Source organism: Desulfovectis peckii, from assembly GCF_055391705.1.
This window is the reverse complement of record NZ_AP042409.1, coordinates 2,043,948-2,060,512: the sequence shown is the minus strand read 5'-3', so window position 1 is coordinate 2,060,512 and position 16,565 is coordinate 2,043,948. Positions and strand designations below refer to the sequence as shown.

The window sequence follows — 16,565 nt, the reverse complement described above, 5'->3', positions numbered from 1 at the left end:
CGTTGCATTTGTGAGGCGAAAGATAATAGATAATAATCGTATAATTGTAAAGGAGAATTGTACATATGAAACTTTGGGGGGGACGCTTTCAGCGTACCAATGACCAACTGATGGAGGATTTCCACTCCTCCATTTCTTTTGATCAACGATTATATAAGTACGATATTACCGGCAGTATTGCCCATGCCAAAATGCTGGCTAAAGTCGGCGTGATTAGCCGGCAAGAGGGAGAACAAATAGTAGCCGGTTTAAAACAAATATTGGCTGAGATTGAAAAAGGTGAAATTGAATTTGATATCTCTGCCGAAGATATTCACATGAATATTGAGAAGCTGCTAATTGAACGGATTGGCGATGTAGGTAAAAAACTGCATACCGCTCGCAGCCGCAATGATCAGGTAGCTTTGGATATTCGTATGTTTATGAAGGATGAATTAAAACAAATAGCCGCTTTATTAAATGCACTGCGGGAAACTTTATTAGATTTGGCAGAGAAGCATATCGATACTATTATGCCGGGCTATACGCACCTGCAGAGAGCACAACCCATAACCTTTGCCCATCATTTGTTGGCCTATGTGCAGATGTTTGAACGCGATTACCAGCGGCTTAAGGACTGCTATAAACGCACTGATGTCATGCCCCTTGGTTCAGGAGCATTGGCCGGTACAACCTTCCCGATTGACCGCGAATTTGTGGCTAACGAGCTGGGCTTTAGTAAAATCTGTGAAAACACCATGGACGGTGTGAGTGATCGTGACTTTGTGGTAGAGTTTTTGGCGGCAGCGTCATTGATTATGATGCATTTAAGCCGTTTTTGTGAGGAAATCATCCTTTGGTCTTCAGCTGAGTACAACTTTGTGGAACTGGACGATGCTTACAGTACCGGTTCCAGCATTATGCCGCAAAAGAAAAACCCCGATCCCGCCGAACTAATCCGCGGGAAAACCGGACGGGTTTACGGCGCTTTAATTACCTTGCTGACGATGTTAAAAGGCCTGCCAATGGCTTACAACAAAGATATGCAGGAAGATAAAGAGGCTTTGTTTGATGCGGTAGACACTGTAAAAAAGTGCCTAATGGTTTTCCGCCCGATGATTGCTACCATGAAAGTAAAAGCAACCAATATGGCTCATGCCGCGCGCGGCGGTTTTACCAATGCCACTGATTTGGCGGATTACCTGGTACAAAAGGGCATACCCTTCCGTCAAGCCCATGAAATAGTTGGCAAAGCAGTGCTGTACTGCATTGAGCAAAATAAATCATTAGAAGAGCTGTCAATTGCCGAATTTCAAGAACTTAATGCCGCCATTGAAGAGGATGTGTATGCGGCCATTAACGTAAAACACTGTGTCGAGGCCAGAAAAGTTCCCGGCGGACCGGCACCGGAGGCGGTAAAAGAAGCAATTGCCTCCGCTCGTAAAAGGTTAAATAGTGAATGGTAAGAGCAGGTTTCTGCAATAAAGGCCGCCAAGGCGACCAAGTGTAAGGAATGGCCTAGGCTATTCCTGCTTATAAAAAAGATAACGGAACGGTTAGACCGTTCCGTACTTTTGTTTTCGGCAAAAATTAGATTATGGTAAATTGGGAGATTGTTTCGGTAATGCAGGAGTTTTAAGAACTACCCCGTCGTTATAGTCAATATAAGTCCTTAGACACTTTAATTGGCCAACAGCATTCTATCGTTACTCAGGGTGGTGCCGCTGACCTTTTTAAACATATCCAACAAGTCAGATATCCGGGTGTTACTGCGTTTAACGCCGCTTAAATCCAGAATAATTCGCCCTTCATGCATCATAATGGTGCGATTGCCGATGCGCAGAGCGTCTTCCATATTATGGGTTACAATTAAAGTGGTCAGTTGGTGTTTTCTTATGATTTCTTCGGTAAGGGCCAGCACCTTCTGCCCGGTGTTAGGATCAAGCGCTGCTGTATGTTCATCCAGAAGCAACAGCTTAGGCGGTATCAATGTTGCCATTAATAAAGTTAAGGCTTGCCGTTGACCGCCGGATAATAAACCGACTTTTGTCTGCAAGCGGTCTTCTAAGCCCAAGCCCAAGAGGCTGAGCTGTTCTCTAAAGAAATCTCGCTGCTGCTTTTTTATACCGCGGCGCAGACGGCGTTTAGCTCCACGCTTTAATGCCATCGACAGGTTTTCTTCAATGGTCATGGAAGCGGCAGTACCCATCATGGGGTCTTGAAACACCCGACCGATGAAAGCGGCTCGCTGATGTTCCGGCATAGATTCAATGGCTTTATCTCCGATGTAAATTTTGCCCTGATCGACCGGGTAAACGCCGGCAATTATATTTAACAAAGTTGATTTACCGGCACCGTTACCGCCAATTATAGTAACCACATCACCGGGATTTAGTTTCAGCGACACTTTATTCAGTGCCAGCCGTTCATTAACACCGCCTGGATTAAAGGTTTTGCTAACATTCTCTATTGACAGCACGTTAAACGCCTTCCTTTCCCAGACACTTTCTGATGTTTAGTTTTTCTCGAATTAGCGGCCAAGAAATGGCTACTACTACCAAAACGGCAGTAAACAGTTTTAAATCTGTAGCCGGTAAACCCATTCTCATTACTATGGCAATAACTGCCCGATAAATGATTGATCCTACTGCTACTGCAATCAACGCCCGCATTAAAGTGCCTTTGCCAATGACCACTTCACCGATTATGACTGAAGCCAGGCCAACTACGATCATACTGATGCCCATACCGACATCGCAGAAGCTTTGATACTGAGCAACCAATGCCCCTGATAAACCCACAAGCCCATTGCTTACAGCCAAACCTAAAATCTTCATGGTATCTGTATTTACACCTAAACTGCGGATCATTTGTTCATTGTCACCGGTTGCTCTTAATGCCATACCGATTTCAGTTTGTAAAAACATATAAAGTAAATAGCCGGCGATAAGTATTACTGCCAGGCCAAGGGTAACAACAGCAAGCTCCTGGGATATACCCATCCGCCTGACATCGGTAAAAATGGTATCCATCCGCAGTAAAGAAAGCATTGATTTGCCGCCCATCACCCTTAAGTTTATCGAGTACAGGCCGATCATCACTAAAATGCCTGCCAGCAGCGGGGCAATCTTTAGTTTAGTGCTTAAAAAGCCGGTGGTAAGGCCCGCAATCACGCCGGCAACGATAGCCAGTAATGTACCCAGCCAGGGGTCATAGCCTTCGCAAATCATGCGTGTTGCTACTGCCGCACCAAAAGTAAAGCAGCCGTCAACAGTCAAGTCAGGAAAATTAAGTAACCGAAAGGTAATGTACACTCCCATTACCATTAAGCCATAAATTAAGCCTTGTTCCAGTATTCCGAGCCACGCATCTGCTGTCAATTAAATCACCTTATTCCACTAGTTTTGCTTTTGCTTTAATTTCCTCCGGAATAGTTACACCCATTCTTTCTGCCGCAGTCATATTAATTATTAAATCAGTGCCCGGCTGGCCTTGAATAGGCATATCGGCAGGATTTTCACCGTTTATTACTCTTATTGCCATTTTACCGGTAGTACGGCCAAGCTCGTAATATTCAATACCGATAGTTGCTAATGCTCCGTTCCTAACGATATCACCTTCGCCGGCAAATACCGGAATTTTGTTTTCTTCAGCTACTTTCAGTACTGCCGATAACGACGATATCACCATGTTATCGGTAGGAATATAAATCGCATCGATGCGGCCAACCAATGATTGAGCTGCTTGCATTACTTCACTGGTTGAAGTGACCGTTACTTTTTCTAATTCCAACCCCAGTTCAGGGGCCGCTTTTTCCGCTACTTCCACCTGCACGTGAGAGTTTATTTCGTTAGAACTATAGATAATACCAACTTTTTTTGCATCCGGGATAATTTCTTTAATCAATTTAAGCTGATCTTTTACCGGATTCATGTCTGTTGTACCGGTTACGTTTGTACCGGGTTTATCCATACTTTTAACTAACTTAGCACTGACCGGGTCGGTTACCGCAGTAATTAAAATGGGGATTTCATCAGTTTCATTAGCCATAGCCATAGCTGATGGGGTAGCTATCGCCAGAACCAAGTCACACTGTTCCTGCACAAACTTACGGGCAATAGTTTGCAGGTTAGCCTGATCGTTTTGCGCACTTTGGTAATCTACAATTAAGTTTTCTCCTTCAATATAACCGTTTTCTTTCAGTTCATCTAAAAAACCTTGTCGTGCTGCATCAAGAGCAGGGTGTTCAACAATTTGAATAATTCCCAGTTTTATCGGTTCTGAAGATGTTTGTTCACTGTCTCCGCCACATCCGCCAAGTGTCAAAATTAATAATACGGATAATAGCGAAATAAGAACCTTTTTCATACACATTAACCTCCTTAAATTATAAAATAAAAAAAGCTCCCCGAACGGAGCTTTTATAAAGTGCAACAAATAATAAGGATAAAACTTCCCTTTTTGCTACCATACTGCCGTTCTACACCGTGACCGTGCAAAAAAATATGTAATTGTCAACCGCCCTTTAACCATCCTACATAAGCCTACTCTTTATGCTATGTTATTATATCGTCAACTAACTGTCAAGATATAGCAGCTTTGTTTTTATAGGGAATATTTTGTCAAAACTATGTGTTAAATTTTCTTAATAGTTTTTTAATTTTATAATTGTTGACATCCTTTGGTTTCCTCATTATACTAATTAGCAAACATGATATCAAAGCGATGACAGGGATAGTTGTCTGAAACTGAGCTCCAGAGAGCCGGGGTAGCTGCGAACCGGTGCTTAAGCCAGGCATTGATCACCCTAGAGCTGCCGATCCGAAAGACAATATTTGTTCAGTAGGTGAGGCCGGGTTGTGGAACCCGTTAACAAAACCGTGTCTGCTGACACACTAAAGTGGCACTCTTTTTTGAGTGCAAGCAGGGTGGTAACGCGCAAGGTGTACCTCTCGTCCCTGGTAGATATTATCTGCTATTGGCGAGAGGTTTTTTATTACATACAGGCAAACATAGTTGCTTTTAAATGGCAACATGTTATTTAAGTTAGAATCCTTGTAGCGTTGCTTTAAAAGTTTTGCCTTGCACTTGGCACCGTTAGGGCTAAAAGGCGACAATGCTCACCCTAAAGCCGTTGCGCTTTAAAAGATGCTACTTTAGTAGGTGTAAGCCAGGTTTTATTACCTGTTAACCAAAGGGTATGTGTGTTAATTCAGCAGGCACCAGAGTGGTACCTCATAAAAGAGGTGCAAGCAGGGTGGTAACGCGAGAACATTCCTCTCGTCCCTGATAGTTTAGGCTGTCAGGTATGAGAGGTTTTTTTATACTAAGGAAAGGACTTTTCTTAAGTCCGCCAAAGACCGCAGTTTTTATTAACTGTTCAAACACCGCTTTGCCAATATTCCAAAAAATATTTTGTCTAAAAATTTGACGGAGGGATGCTTTATGCGTAGTGATGTAATGAAATCGGGGTTGCAAAAAGCACCGCACCGCAGCTTGTTTAAAGCGCTGGGTTTAATAGATGAAGAACTCAATCGGCCGTTAGTTGGCGTTGTCAATTCCAAAAGTGAAATTGTTCCCGGCCATTTACATTTAGATGAAATTGCTGAAGCCGTAAAGGCAGGTATCAGGATGGCAGGGGGAACGCCCTTTGAATTCGGAACCATTGCGGTATGCGACGGTATTGCCATGGGGCATGCGGGGATGAGGTATTCTTTGGCCAGCCGTGAATTGATTGCCGACAGCGTAGAAGTGATGGCTCAGGCTCATCCCTTTGACGGCTTGGTGCTTATTCCTAACTGCGACAAAGTAGTTCCCGGAATGTTGATGGCAGCGGCCAGACTTAATATCCCGGCCATTGTAGTTAGCGGCGGTCCGATGATGACCGGCAAAAACCAAGATAAACCGGCATCCCTTAACACCATGTTTGAGGCCGTTGGTGCGGTACAGGCCGGAAAAATGACCCTGGAAGAATTGGCTCAGCTGGAGGAGAGTGCCTGTCCCAGTTGCGGTTCTTGCTCCGGCATGTTTACCGCTAATTCAATGAACTGCTTATCTGAGGTTTTAGGCATGGCACTGCCCGGCAACGGTACGGTTTTAGCCGTTTCCGCCGCTCGCAGGCGACTGGCTAAAATGGCCGGAATGAAAATTGTTGAGCTGATAAGAAAAAATATTAAGCCAAGCGACATTATTACAGAAGCATCGATCAAAAATGCTTTAACGGTAGATATGGCGTTAGGGTGTTCTACCAATACGGTTTTACACCTGCCGGCAATTGCCAATGAACTGGGAATTTCTTTAGATTTAGATTACATTAACGAGATCAGCGGCCGCACTCCTAATTTGTGTAAGCTGGATCCTGCAGGCAGTAATCATATTCAGGATTTGGACGCCGCCGGCGGCATTCCGGCTGTTATGGCGGAATTATTGAAGTACGGATTAATTGACGGTGAAGCACTGACGGTAACCGGCCAAAAAGTTAAAGATAACCTTGTCGGCAAAAAAATATTAAATTATCAAGTTATTCGCCCGGTTGAAAACCCCTATTCCTCAACCGGCGGCATTGCGGTGTTGCGCGGCAATTTAGCGCCGGAAGGCGCAGTAGTTAAACGCTCGGCGGTTGCCGAAGAAATGCTGCGGCATCGTGGGCCGGCCAGAGTGTTTAATTCTGAAGAAGAGGCGCAAAATGCCTTGATGAACGGTGAGATTAAAAAAGGCGATGTGATAATTATCCGCTACGAAGGGCCGAAAGGCGGTCCCGGCATGAGAGAAATGCTTTCGCCTACTGCTACTTTAGCCGGTTTAGGCTTAGATAAAGACGTTGCTTTACTGACGGACGGACGTTTTTCCGGGGCCACCCGCGGCGCAGCTATTGGTCATATATCTCCTGAAGCGGCTGAAGGGGGACCGATTGCCGTTGTTCAAGACGGGGACATCATTAATATCGACATTCCCAACTGTAGGCTGGATGTAGAGCTTTCTGAGGAAGAAATCAGCAGGCGGTTAAAAAATTGGCGGCAGCCGGAACCAAAAGTAAAAACCGGCTATCTGGCCCGTTACGCCAAAGCAGTCACTTCTGCCAGTACCGGTGCGATTTTGCCAAAATAAGCAATTAGGAGTGATGGGTTATGAAGCTAACCGGTGCGCAAGCATTAATTAAGGCACTTGAGGCTGAAGGTGTGGATACCATCTTCGGTTACCCCGGAGGTGCGGTATTACCGATATATGACGCCATTTATGACTCAAATATCAAGCACATTTTAACCAGACACGAACAAGGAGCGGCCCATGCGGCAGACGGATATGCCCGGGCAACCGGCAAACCCGGGGTTTGTCTGGCTACTTCCGGCCCGGGAGCCACCAATTTGGTAACCGGTATCGCTAATGCGTATATGGATTCAGTGCCCCTGGTGGCTTTAACCGGTCAGGTGGCCACTTCACTGTTGGGGCGTGATTCCTTTCAAGAGGCAGATATTACCGGCATAACTTTACCCATTACCAAGCATAATTACTTAGTCGAGGATCCCAATGATTTGCCAAAGGTATTACACGAAGCGTTATACATTGCCACTACCGGTCGGCCCGGCCCGGTGCTGATTGACATTCCCAAAGATGTTTCCGCCGGGGAAGTAAGCTCTGAGGAAGTAAAAGAGCCATATTTGCCGGGATACAATCCGCCGACATCAGGGGATGAAAATCTGGTTAACCAAGCGGCTGAGGCGATTATGGCCAGTGAACGTCCGGTGATTTATGCCGGAGGTGGCGTGATCACTGCCAATGCCCATCAAGAACTAAAGCAATTAGCGGAATTAATGGTTTCTCCGGTAGCGACAACGCTGATGGGACTGGGGGCATTTCCGGAAGATCATCCGCTGTCACTGGGCATGCTGGGCATGCATGGCTCACGCTACGCTAATTATGCGGTGTGTGAATGTGATTTACTTGTAGCGGTGGGAGTAAGGTTTGATGACCGGGTAACCAGTAAAATTGAAGGGTTTGCACCTGATGCCAAAATCATTCATATTGACATTGACCCGGCTGAATTAAACAAAAATGTGTTTGCCGATATTGCCATAGCGGGCAACGTTAAAATTGTGCTTAATCAGTTATTAGAGCGATTAGAAGCAAAACTTCCCGGAGCTTGGCAGGAAAAAGTGCAGCGGTGGAAAAAAGAATACCCACTTCAATATGAAAATGGCGGCAGGGCAATCAAGCCGCAGCAGGTAATCAGGGAAATTTACCGGGTAACCGGCGGTAATGCTCGCATTACTACCGAAGTAGGTCAGCATCAAATGTGGGCTGCCCAGTATTACACCTTTACCAAACCCCGCTCCTTTATCTCTTCCGGAGGATTAGGCACAATGGGTTTTGGTTTTCCGGCGGCCATTGGCGTGCAGGTAGGCTGTCCCGGTGAAACCGTAATTAACATTGCCGGTGACGGCAGTATTCAAATGAATATTCAGGAACTGGCGACAGCTGTAGAATACAACTTGCCGGTAAATAACGCCATTATGAACAACGGTTACCTGGGTATGGTCAGGCAATGGCAGGAACTTTTTTATAACCGCCGTTATTCTTACAGTGCTATTACCAGCCCTGATTATGTAAAACTGGCTGAAGCTTACGGGGCGGAAGGTTACCGAATAGAAGATGCGGCGGATATCAGGCCGGTACTGGAGCAGGCTATTGCCAGCAGTAAACCGGTGATGATGGACTTTGTTGTTGAGCAGGAAGAAAATGTCGTACCGATGGTTCCGCCTGGGGAATCGATAAACAAAATGTTAGGTTAAGGAGTGAGCGGTATGCTGCATACACTGGCTGTATTGGTTGAAAACAACCCGGGAGTACTGGCCAGGGTAGCCGGCTTGTTTAGTCGGCGCGGATTTAACATTGACAGCCTAACAGTTGGCCGCACAGAAGACCCCGCTATTTCCCGCATGACGATAGTGGTTGAGGGGGACAGTCATACTATTGAGCAGGTTGTAAAACAGCTGCATAAACTGGTGGATGTGTTAAAAATCAGCAACTTAACTAATGAGCCTCATGTTGAACGAGAACTGTTGATGATTAAAGTGCGGGTAGATCGGGAAAGTAGATTAGAAATTATGCAAATTGCCGATGTTTTTAGAGCCAAGATAGTAGATTACGGGACAAAAACGCTAACTATCGAAGCAACCGGAAACGAAGAAAAACTGGATGCATTATTTGAAGCGCTACGCCCCTATGCCATTAAAGAATTTGTTCGCACCGGAAAAATTGCCCTACAGCGGGGTGCAAAGTATACCATAGCTAAAACCAAGGAGGAAGATTAACATGGCAAAAGTATATTACGACCAAGATGCAAATTTAGATTTATTAAAAGGGAAAAAAATTGCCGTTTTGGGTTACGGCAGCCAGGGGCATGCTCAGGCGTTAAACTTGCATGAAAGCGGCTTGGATGTCGTTGTCGGTTTGCGCAAAGGAAGTGCCAGCTGGGCAGAAGCAGAAGCACAAGGTTTAGAAGTATGTACGATAACGGAAGCATGTGCTAAAGCTGATATCATTCAAGTGCTGTTGCCCGATGAAGTACAAGGCAAAGTTTATTATGAGCAAATTGCTCCCAATCTTGCTGAAGGCAATGCACTGATGTTTTCCCATGGTTTTAACATTCATTTTAACCAAATCACACCGCCGAAAAATGTTGATGTAATTATGGTGGCGCCCAAAAGCCCCGGTCACTTACTTCGCCGGATGTACGTTGAAGGTAACGGTGTTCCGTCATTGATCGCTGTGTATCAGGATTATACCGGTAAGGCAAAAGATTTGGCCTTGGCTTATGCCAAAGGTATCGGCAGCACCAGAGCCGGCGTTTTTGAAACTACATTTAAAGAAGAAACGGAAACCGACTTGTTTGGTGAGCAGGTTGTACTTTGTGGCGGCTTGACCCAGCTGATTAAATCAGGTTTTGAAACATTGGTGGAAGCCGGTTATGCTCCTGAAATGGCATACTTTGAATGCGTACATGAAATAAAGCTGATTGTTGATTTGATTTACGAAGGCGGCTTAAAAAATATGCGCTCTTCCGTGAGCAACACCTGTGAATACGGCGATTACACCCGTGGTCCGCGCTTAATTAACGAAGAAACCAAAAAAGAAATGAAGAAAATCTTAAGTGAAATTCAAAACGGTCAGTTTGCTAAAGAATGGATGCTGGAAAACCAAGCCAATCAACCAATGTTTAGAGCGATGAGAAAACGGGAAGGCGAGCATCAGGTGGAAGAAGTAGGAGCCAGACTGCGCAAAATGATGCCCTGGCTGAATAAATAAACTGCTTTTAACGCCACTGGCTTAATTTAAAAGAAGGAGGTGTTTATCCCTTGGAGGTTACTGCTGCCGAGGCATTGGTTCGCTGCTTAGAACTGGAAGGTGTAGAATTGATTTTTGGTTATCCGGGCGGTGCTATCCTTCCTGTTTACGATGAACTTTATAAATCGAATAAAATTAAACATATTTTAGTTCGGCATGAACAGGGTGCCGCCCATGCAGCTTGCGGTTACGCCCGGGCAACCGGTAAAGTTGGGGTTTGTATGGCCACATCCGGGCCGGGTGCCACCAACCTGGTAACCGGTATTGCCAACGCCTATATGGATTCCGTTCCGCTGGTATGCTTTACCGGTCAGGTACCCACCGACCAGGTAGGTACCGATGCCTTTCAAGAAGTGGATATAACGGGTATCACCATGCCTATTGTTAAACATAACTATTTAGTTAAAGATCCGCAGCAACTGCCAAAAATAGTGAAACGTGCTTTTTACCTTGCTGCTACCGGACGGCCCGGGCCGGTGCTGATTGACCTGCCCAAAGACGTACAACAGGCAAAAATTAAATTTTATTGTCCGGACGACTTAGATCTGCCGGGCTATAAGCCGACATATGAAGGGCACCCGTCTCAAATTGCCAACGCGGTTAAATTAATGATGCAGGCCAAACGGCCGGTAATTTACGCCGGCGGCGGCATAGTTAACTCAAATGCAGCGGAAGAACTGACTAAGTTGGCAGAAACAATTTCTGCCCCGGTGGTTAATACCTTGATGGGATTGGGTTGCATTCCGGGTGATCATCCTCTCTTTTTAGGTATGTTGGGACTGCACGGAGCACGTTATGCAAATTTGGCAGTAAGCAATTGTGATTTGCTCATTGCGGTAGGAGCGCGCTTTGACGATCGGGTAACCGGTAAACTTGAAGCCTTTGCTCCGGAGGCAAAAATAATTCACATTGATATAGATCCGGCGGAAATCGGTAAGAATGTGACGGCTCATTGGCCAATCGTTGGCGATACTAGAACCGTGCTTGCCGCTATGTTAGAGCGGTTAGAACCGCGCGACAATCACCAGTGGATTGAACAAGTGCAGAAATGGAAACAGCAATATAAGTTAAAGTATCAAGACGACGGAACCACCTTAAAGCCGCAGTATGTAGTAGAAGAGATTTATCGTTATACCAACGGAGACGTAATTGTCGCTACTGATGTTGGCCAACACCAAATGTGGGCGGCCCAGTATTTTAAGTATAAATCCCCGCGGAACTTCATTACTTCCGGTGGGCTGGGCTGTATGGGCTTCGGCTTACCCGCTGCGGTCGGCGCCCAGATTGGCCGGCCGGACGAAACAGTGGTATTAATTAGCGGAGACGGCAGCTTTCAAATGACGATGACGGAGCTGGGCACAGCAGTTGAGCAAAATCTGCCGCTGAAAATATTCATATTAAACAACCACCGCTTGGGTATGGTACGGCAGCTTCAAGAGTTTTACTGTGACAAACGTTATATGGCTGTAGATTTTGATTTTAACTTAGATTTTGCTGCTTTAGCTAAAGTTTACGGTATTAAGGGTTACACCGTAACCGACAAACAACAGTTGGCAAAAACCCTGCCGCTGGTTTTTGATCAGCCCGGTGCTGTAATAGTCAATTGCTTAATAGATCAAGACGAAAACGTATTGCCGATGGTACTGGCCGGAGACGGTATTGCTCAGTGTATTGATTAAATACCCAGTATGCCAATGTAGAAGGGCCCAATTTCATTGAGCCCTTCTAATAACCCTTTTACATATAAGAAAGGAGTGCGGTCTGTTGAGTGAACGGGTTTATATTTTTGACACCACCCTGCGGGACGGCGAACAATCCCCGGGTGTGAGCTTAAATGTTAGCGAAAAAGTAGAAATCGCTCGGCAGCTGAGCAAAATGGGCATCGATATAATCGAGGCCGGTTTTCCCGTTACTTCCCCCGGCGACTTTGCCGCAGTACAAGCGGTGGCCCGAGAAGTAAAGGGGGCAACGGTGGCCGGGCTTTGCCGAGCTAATTTTAAAGATATTGATACCGCTTGGGAGGCACTGAAAGAAGCTGAACAGCCCCGTATACACACTTTTATTGCTACATCCGACATCCATCTTAAATATAAACTGCGCAAAAATCGGGATGAGGTATTGGAGGCAGCAGTGGCAGCGGTTAAGTATGCCGGCAAATATACCTCGGATATTGAATTTTCCGCCGAAGATGCCTCGCGAACGGATTTAGATTACCTTTGTCAAGTGGTAGAAGCAGTGATAGACGCGGGGGCTAAAGTAGTTAATATTCCCGATACCGTGGGATATGCCACTCCAGAGGAATTTTATGCCTTTTTGACTCAACTTTTTCAGCGCGTCCGTAATATCGACCGGGCGATCATCAGTGTGCACTGCCATGACGACTTGGGCTTGGCGGTGGCCAACTCGCTGGCGGCGGTAAAAGCCGGTGTGCGTCAAATTGAAGGCACTATTAACGGTATTGGTGAGCGGGCCGGCAATGCCGCTTTAGAGGAAGTAATCATGGCCTTATATACCCGGCGGGATCGCTTTAATGTAACTACCAACATCAAGACGCAAGAAATTTACCGCACCAGCCGACTGGTATCCAGCCTTACCGGTATGGCGGTGCAGGCCAACAAAGCAATTGTCGGCAAAAATGCTTTTGCTCACGAATCCGGTATCCACCAAGACGGAGTGTTGAAAGAACGCACTACCTATGAAATTATGAACCCGGCAATGGTGGGTATTGCGAAGAGCAACTTGGTTTTAGGCAAGCATTCCGGGCGGCATGCTTTTCGGGAGCGTTTGCATGAACTGGGTTATCACCTGAGCGATGATGAGCTAAATAAAGCTTTTGCCCGCTTTAAACAGCTGGCCGATAAGAAAAAAGAAATTACCGATCTTGACATTGAGGCTATTGTGGCGGAAGAAATTCGCGATCTGCCCAATACCTATGATTTAAAATATTTCCATATTTCCAGCGGTACTACCGTTGTACCGACGGCAACGGTAGGTTTGCAATATGCCGGAGAGAGTATTGAAGAAGCTTCTTGCGGTGACGGCCCGGTAGATGCGATTTATAAGGCGATAGATAAACTTACCGGCCTGCATTTAGTACTGGAGGAATACACCATTAACGCCGTTACCGGCGGTAAAGATGCATTGGGCGAGGTGACGGTGAAACTGCGCCAGGAGGAAAACGGGAAAGTATACATTGGCCGCGGTGTAAGTACCGACGTTTTGGAAGCAAGTGCCAAAGCCTATATCAATGCGACCAATAAGTTGGTATATGAGCAAAACAACCAGAAAAAACTGCCAAAATAAAAAAAGAAGGCCTGAAATTAATCAAGCCTGACAAAAATATCCACGATAACAGCATAACACCAATAAATAAAAAGTGCAATTATAAGGTTTTTTTAAGAGGAGATGAAAGCAGTATGGGAATGACGATCACAGAAAAAATTCTCGCTGCCCACGCAGGAAAAGCCCACGTTGAACCGGGCGAATTAATCAACTGCAAGCTGGATCTTGTATTAGGCAACGATATTACCGCACCGGTGGCGATAAAAGAATTTAAAAAAGTCGGTGTAGAAAAAGTTTTTGCGCAAGATCGCGTAGCTTTAGTGCCTGATCACTTTACACCAAACAAAGACATTAAATCAGCCGAACAGTCAAAAGTGCTGCGCGACTTTGCCAAAGAGCAACAGTTAACTAATTACTTTGAAGTAGGACGCATGGGTATTGAACACTGCTTGCTTCCCGAACAAGGTTTGGTTGTTCCCGGCGGGGTAATCATTGGGGCGGATTCACATACCTGCACCTATGGAGCACTGGGTGCTTTTGCCACCGGGGTAGGCAGCACAGACCTGGCGGCGGCAATGGCTCTGGGTGAAACCTGGTTTAAGGTGCCGGAGAGCATTAAATTTGTTTACTACGGAAAACTAAAGCCCTGGGTAGGGGGCAAAGACTTAATCCTCTATACCATCGGTAAAATCGGTGTAGACGGCGCACTGTATCAAGCCATGGAATTTACCGGACCGGTAATCAGCGAGTTATCAATGGACGGTCGTTTCACCATGTGCAACATGGCGGTGGAAGCAGGGGCCAAAAACGGCATTATTGCCCCGGATGAAAAAACACGGGCCTATGTAGAGGGGCGGGCGAAATTTCCTTATACATTCTATACCAGCGATGATGATGCCAAATACGCCAAAGTTTATGAGTTTGATGTCAGCAAAATTGAACCGCAAGTGGCTTTTCCCCACTTGCCGGAAAACACCCGTCCGGTCAGTGAAGCAACTGATATAACTATAGATCAGGCGGTAATCGGCTCCTGTACCAACGGGCGGTTGGAAGATTTGCGCATTGCTGCTCAAGTGCTTAAAGGTAAAAAAGTACATCCTGATGTCAGACTGATTGTTTTTCCGGGTACTCAGCAGATTTATCTGCAGGCAATGCGCGAAGGCTTACTGGAAGTCTTTATTGAAGCGGGCGCGGCTGTCAGCACGCCGACCTGTGGCCCCTGCTTGGGCGGTCACATGGGTATTTTAGCTAAAGGGGAACGGGCTGTATCGACCACTAATCGCAACTTTGTCGGTCGCATGGGCCATCCCGAAAGCGAAGTATATTTGGCCGGCCCGGCGGTAGCGGCAGCATCGGCGGTTCTAGGACGGATTGCCCATCCAGAGGAGGTATGCTAAATGAAACTAAACGGCACGGTATGGAAGTTTGGCGATGATATCGATACCGATGTAATTATCCCGGCCCGCTATCTAAATACCTCTGACCCGGGGGAATTAGCTAAGCACTGCATGGAAGACGCCGATCCGCAATTTTATCAAAAAATCAATGCCGGCGACATTATAGTCGGCGGAAAAAACTTTGGCTGTGGCAGTTCGCGTGAACATGCTCCCATTGCCATTAAAGCGGCAGGCATATCTTGTGTAGTTGCCAAGTCATTTGCCCGCATCTTTTACAGAAATGCCTTTAATATCGGCCTGCCGATTTTCGAGTGCCCGGAAGGGGTAGATAAAATTCAACCCGGTGATCGCTTAGAAGTAGATGTCACCAGCGGCTTAATTAAAAACCTAACCCGAAATGAAAGCTATCAAGCGACACCGGTACCGGAATTTATGCAGCAAATCATATCTGCCGGCGGATTAATAAACTATGTAGCGCAAAGGGTGAATAAAATTGGCTAAAATTGCAGTACTGCCTGGTGACGGTATAGGTAAAGAGATTGTAGCACCTACTGTGGAGATTTTAAAAGCAGTGGCCGCAAAGTATAATCATCATTTTGAGTTTAAAACGGGTTTAATCGGCGGTGCCGCTTATGATGAAACCGGCCACCCGCTGCCTGAAGAAACTTTAAAGCTGTGTCGGGAATGCGATGCGATAATTTTGGGGGCGGTAGGCGGCCCAAAGTGGGATAACCTGCCTGTGCATCTGCGTCCGGAAGCAGGTGCACTGCTGCCCATCCGCAAAGAGCTGGGGCTTTACGCCAACCTGCGCCCGGTAAAAGTATTTCCGCCGCTGGCTGATGCCTCCAGCTTAAAAACAGAACTGGTATCCGGGTTAGATATAATGGTGATTCGTGAGCTTACCGGCGGACTATATTTTGGCGAAAAGAAAAGAGAAGTCATACCTGAAGGCTATCGGGTATATGATACCATGCTTTATACCACACCGGAAATAGACCGTGTTGTTAAATTGGCTTTTAAAATGGCCCAAAAAAGAAGCGGCAAACTTTTCTCAGTAGATAAAGCAAACGTGTTGGAGACATCCCGCCACTGGCGGGAGCGGGTGAAGAAAATCGCTGAAGAATTCCCGGACGTGGAAGTAAATCATATGTATGTAGATAATGCAGCCATGCAGTTGGTGCGTGCGCCTAAACAGTTTGATGTTATTGTTACCGAAAATACCTTTGGCGATATTTTGACTGACTTAGCCGCACAATTAACCGGCTCCATCGGCATGCTGCCATCGGCCAGCATTGGCGGGCAAGTGGCACTTTATGAGCCTATTCACGGCTCTGCCCCGGATATTGCCGGCAAAGATATGGCCAATCCGCTGGCAACCATATTATCGGCTGCCATGATGCTGCGCATCAGTTTTGATTTGGAAGAAGAGGCCAAAGCGGTGGAAAATGCTGTGACTGAAGTGCTCAACGCCGGATACCGCACCGGAGATATTATGCAGCCGGGGATGAAACAAGTAGGCACTCAAAAAATGGGGGAATTGGTTTTAAAACAACTGATATAAAG

13 protein-coding genes and 1 other annotated feature are annotated in these 16,565 nt (G+C 46.1%); of the genes, 10 read left to right on the top strand and 3 right to left on the bottom strand.

What is annotated here, in order from left to right; translation table 11 throughout:
* Window positions 1-65 precede the first annotated feature (65 nt).
* A complete protein-coding gene (argH, locus tag ACZ5NG_RS10145) occupies window positions 66-1,445 on the top strand; it encodes an argininosuccinate lyase (RefSeq protein WP_464251695.1) in 1,380 nt (459 codons plus the stop codon).
* Window positions 1,446-1,660: 215 nt separating this feature from the next.
* Here argH and ACZ5NG_RS10140 read toward each other — a convergent pair whose 3' ends face one another.
* From ACZ5NG_RS10140 to ACZ5NG_RS10130, 3 genes are read right to left on the bottom strand one after another with little or no spacing between them, the layout of a single operon-like run.
* The gene (locus ACZ5NG_RS10140; RefSeq protein WP_464251694.1) at window positions 1,661-2,458 is read right to left on the bottom strand and encodes an ABC transporter ATP-binding protein; all 798 of its coding nucleotides are present in this window, start codon (window positions 2,456-2,458) and stop codon (window positions 1,661-1,663) included.
* Window position 2,459: 1 nt separating this feature from the next.
* Window positions 2,460-3,359 (bottom strand): ABC transporter permease, encoded by a 900-nt coding sequence (locus ACZ5NG_RS10135; RefSeq protein ID WP_464251693.1) that lies wholly within the window; start codon window positions 3,357-3,359, stop codon window positions 2,460-2,462.
* A gap of 10 nt (window positions 3,360-3,369) precedes the next feature.
* Window positions 3,370-4,347: an ABC transporter substrate-binding protein gene (locus ACZ5NG_RS10130; RefSeq protein WP_464251692.1), complete on the bottom strand. Its 978-nt coding sequence runs from the start codon at window positions 4,345-4,347 to the stop codon at window positions 3,370-3,372.
* Window positions 4,348-4,695: 348 nt separating this feature from the next.
* Window positions 4,696-4,942 (top strand) — a binding site (T-box leader).
* Window positions 4,943-5,424: 482 nt separating this feature from the next.
* On the opposite strand from ACZ5NG_RS10130, the gene ilvD reads away from it, so the two are divergent.
* The 9 genes from ilvD (at window position 5,425) to leuB (ending at window position 16,563) form a co-directional block, all read left to right on the top strand.
* On the top strand, window positions 5,425-7,086 hold the full coding sequence (ilvD, locus tag ACZ5NG_RS10125; protein WP_464251691.1) for a dihydroxy-acid dehydratase: 1,662 nt from the start codon (window positions 5,425-5,427) through the stop codon (window positions 7,084-7,086).
* Between the two features lie 20 nt (window positions 7,087-7,106).
* Window positions 7,107-8,768: a biosynthetic-type acetolactate synthase large subunit gene (gene ilvB / locus ACZ5NG_RS10120; protein ID WP_464251690.1), complete on the top strand. Its 1,662-nt coding sequence runs from the start codon at window positions 7,107-7,109 to the stop codon at window positions 8,766-8,768.
* A gap of 12 nt (window positions 8,769-8,780) precedes the next feature.
* Window positions 8,781-9,290, top strand: coding sequence for an acetolactate synthase small subunit (ilvN, locus tag ACZ5NG_RS10115; RefSeq protein ID WP_464251689.1), 510 nt, complete (start codon window positions 8,781-8,783; stop codon window positions 9,288-9,290).
* 1 nt (window position 9,291) lies between these two features.
* Entirely contained in the window at window positions 9,292-10,284 is a 993-nt protein-coding gene (gene ilvC, locus ACZ5NG_RS10110) for a ketol-acid reductoisomerase (RefSeq protein ID WP_464251688.1), read from the top strand.
* A 50-nt stretch (window positions 10,285-10,334) separates the two neighbouring features.
* Window positions 10,335-12,002 carry a biosynthetic-type acetolactate synthase large subunit gene (ilvB, locus tag ACZ5NG_RS10105; RefSeq protein WP_464251687.1) on the top strand — a complete coding sequence of 556 codons (1,668 nt, stop codon included), beginning with the start codon at window positions 10,335-10,337 and terminating at the stop codon, window positions 12,000-12,002.
* A gap of 85 nt (window positions 12,003-12,087) precedes the next feature.
* Complete coding sequence (locus ACZ5NG_RS10100) at window positions 12,088-13,626, top strand: 2-isopropylmalate synthase (protein ID WP_464251686.1); 1,539 nt, start codon at window positions 12,088-12,090, stop codon at window positions 13,624-13,626.
* Between the two features lie 113 nt (window positions 13,627-13,739).
* Window positions 13,740-15,002 carry a 3-isopropylmalate dehydratase large subunit gene (gene leuC / locus ACZ5NG_RS10095; RefSeq protein WP_464251685.1) on the top strand — a complete coding sequence of 421 codons (1,263 nt, stop codon included), beginning with the start codon at window positions 13,740-13,742 and terminating at the stop codon, window positions 15,000-15,002.
* Entirely contained in the window at window positions 15,003-15,503 is a 501-nt protein-coding gene (gene leuD / locus ACZ5NG_RS10090; protein WP_464251684.1) for a 3-isopropylmalate dehydratase small subunit, read from the top strand.
* Window positions 15,496-16,563: a 3-isopropylmalate dehydrogenase gene (gene leuB / locus ACZ5NG_RS10085; protein ID WP_464251683.1), complete on the top strand. Its 1,068-nt coding sequence runs from the start codon at window positions 15,496-15,498 to the stop codon at window positions 16,561-16,563. The genes leuD and leuB overlap by 8 nt, the downstream gene beginning before the upstream one ends.
* The last annotated feature ends 2 nt before the right edge of the window (window positions 16,564-16,565 follow it).

Coding starts and splice junctions, on each gene's coding strand:
- leuC (WP_464251685.1), top strand. CDS start 13,740: ATGGGAATGACGATCACAGAAAAAATTCTCGCTGCCCACGCAGGAAAA.
- leuD (WP_464251684.1), top strand. CDS start 15,003: ATGAAACTAAACGGCACGGTATGGAAGTTTGGCGATGATATCGATACC.
- ilvN (WP_464251689.1), top strand. CDS start 8,781: ATGCTGCATACACTGGCTGTATTGGTTGAAAACAACCCGGGAGTACTG.
- ACZ5NG_RS10130 (WP_464251692.1), bottom strand. CDS start 4,347: ATGAAAAAGGTTCTTATTTCGCTATTATCCGTATTATTAATTTTGACA.
- ilvC (WP_464251688.1), top strand. CDS start 9,292: ATGGCAAAAGTATATTACGACCAAGATGCAAATTTAGATTTATTAAAA.
- ilvB (WP_464251690.1), top strand. CDS start 7,107: ATGAAGCTAACCGGTGCGCAAGCATTAATTAAGGCACTTGAGGCTGAA.
- ilvD (WP_464251691.1), top strand. CDS start 5,425: ATGCGTAGTGATGTAATGAAATCGGGGTTGCAAAAAGCACCGCACCGC.
- argH (WP_464251695.1), top strand. CDS start 66: ATGAAACTTTGGGGGGGACGCTTTCAGCGTACCAATGACCAACTGATG.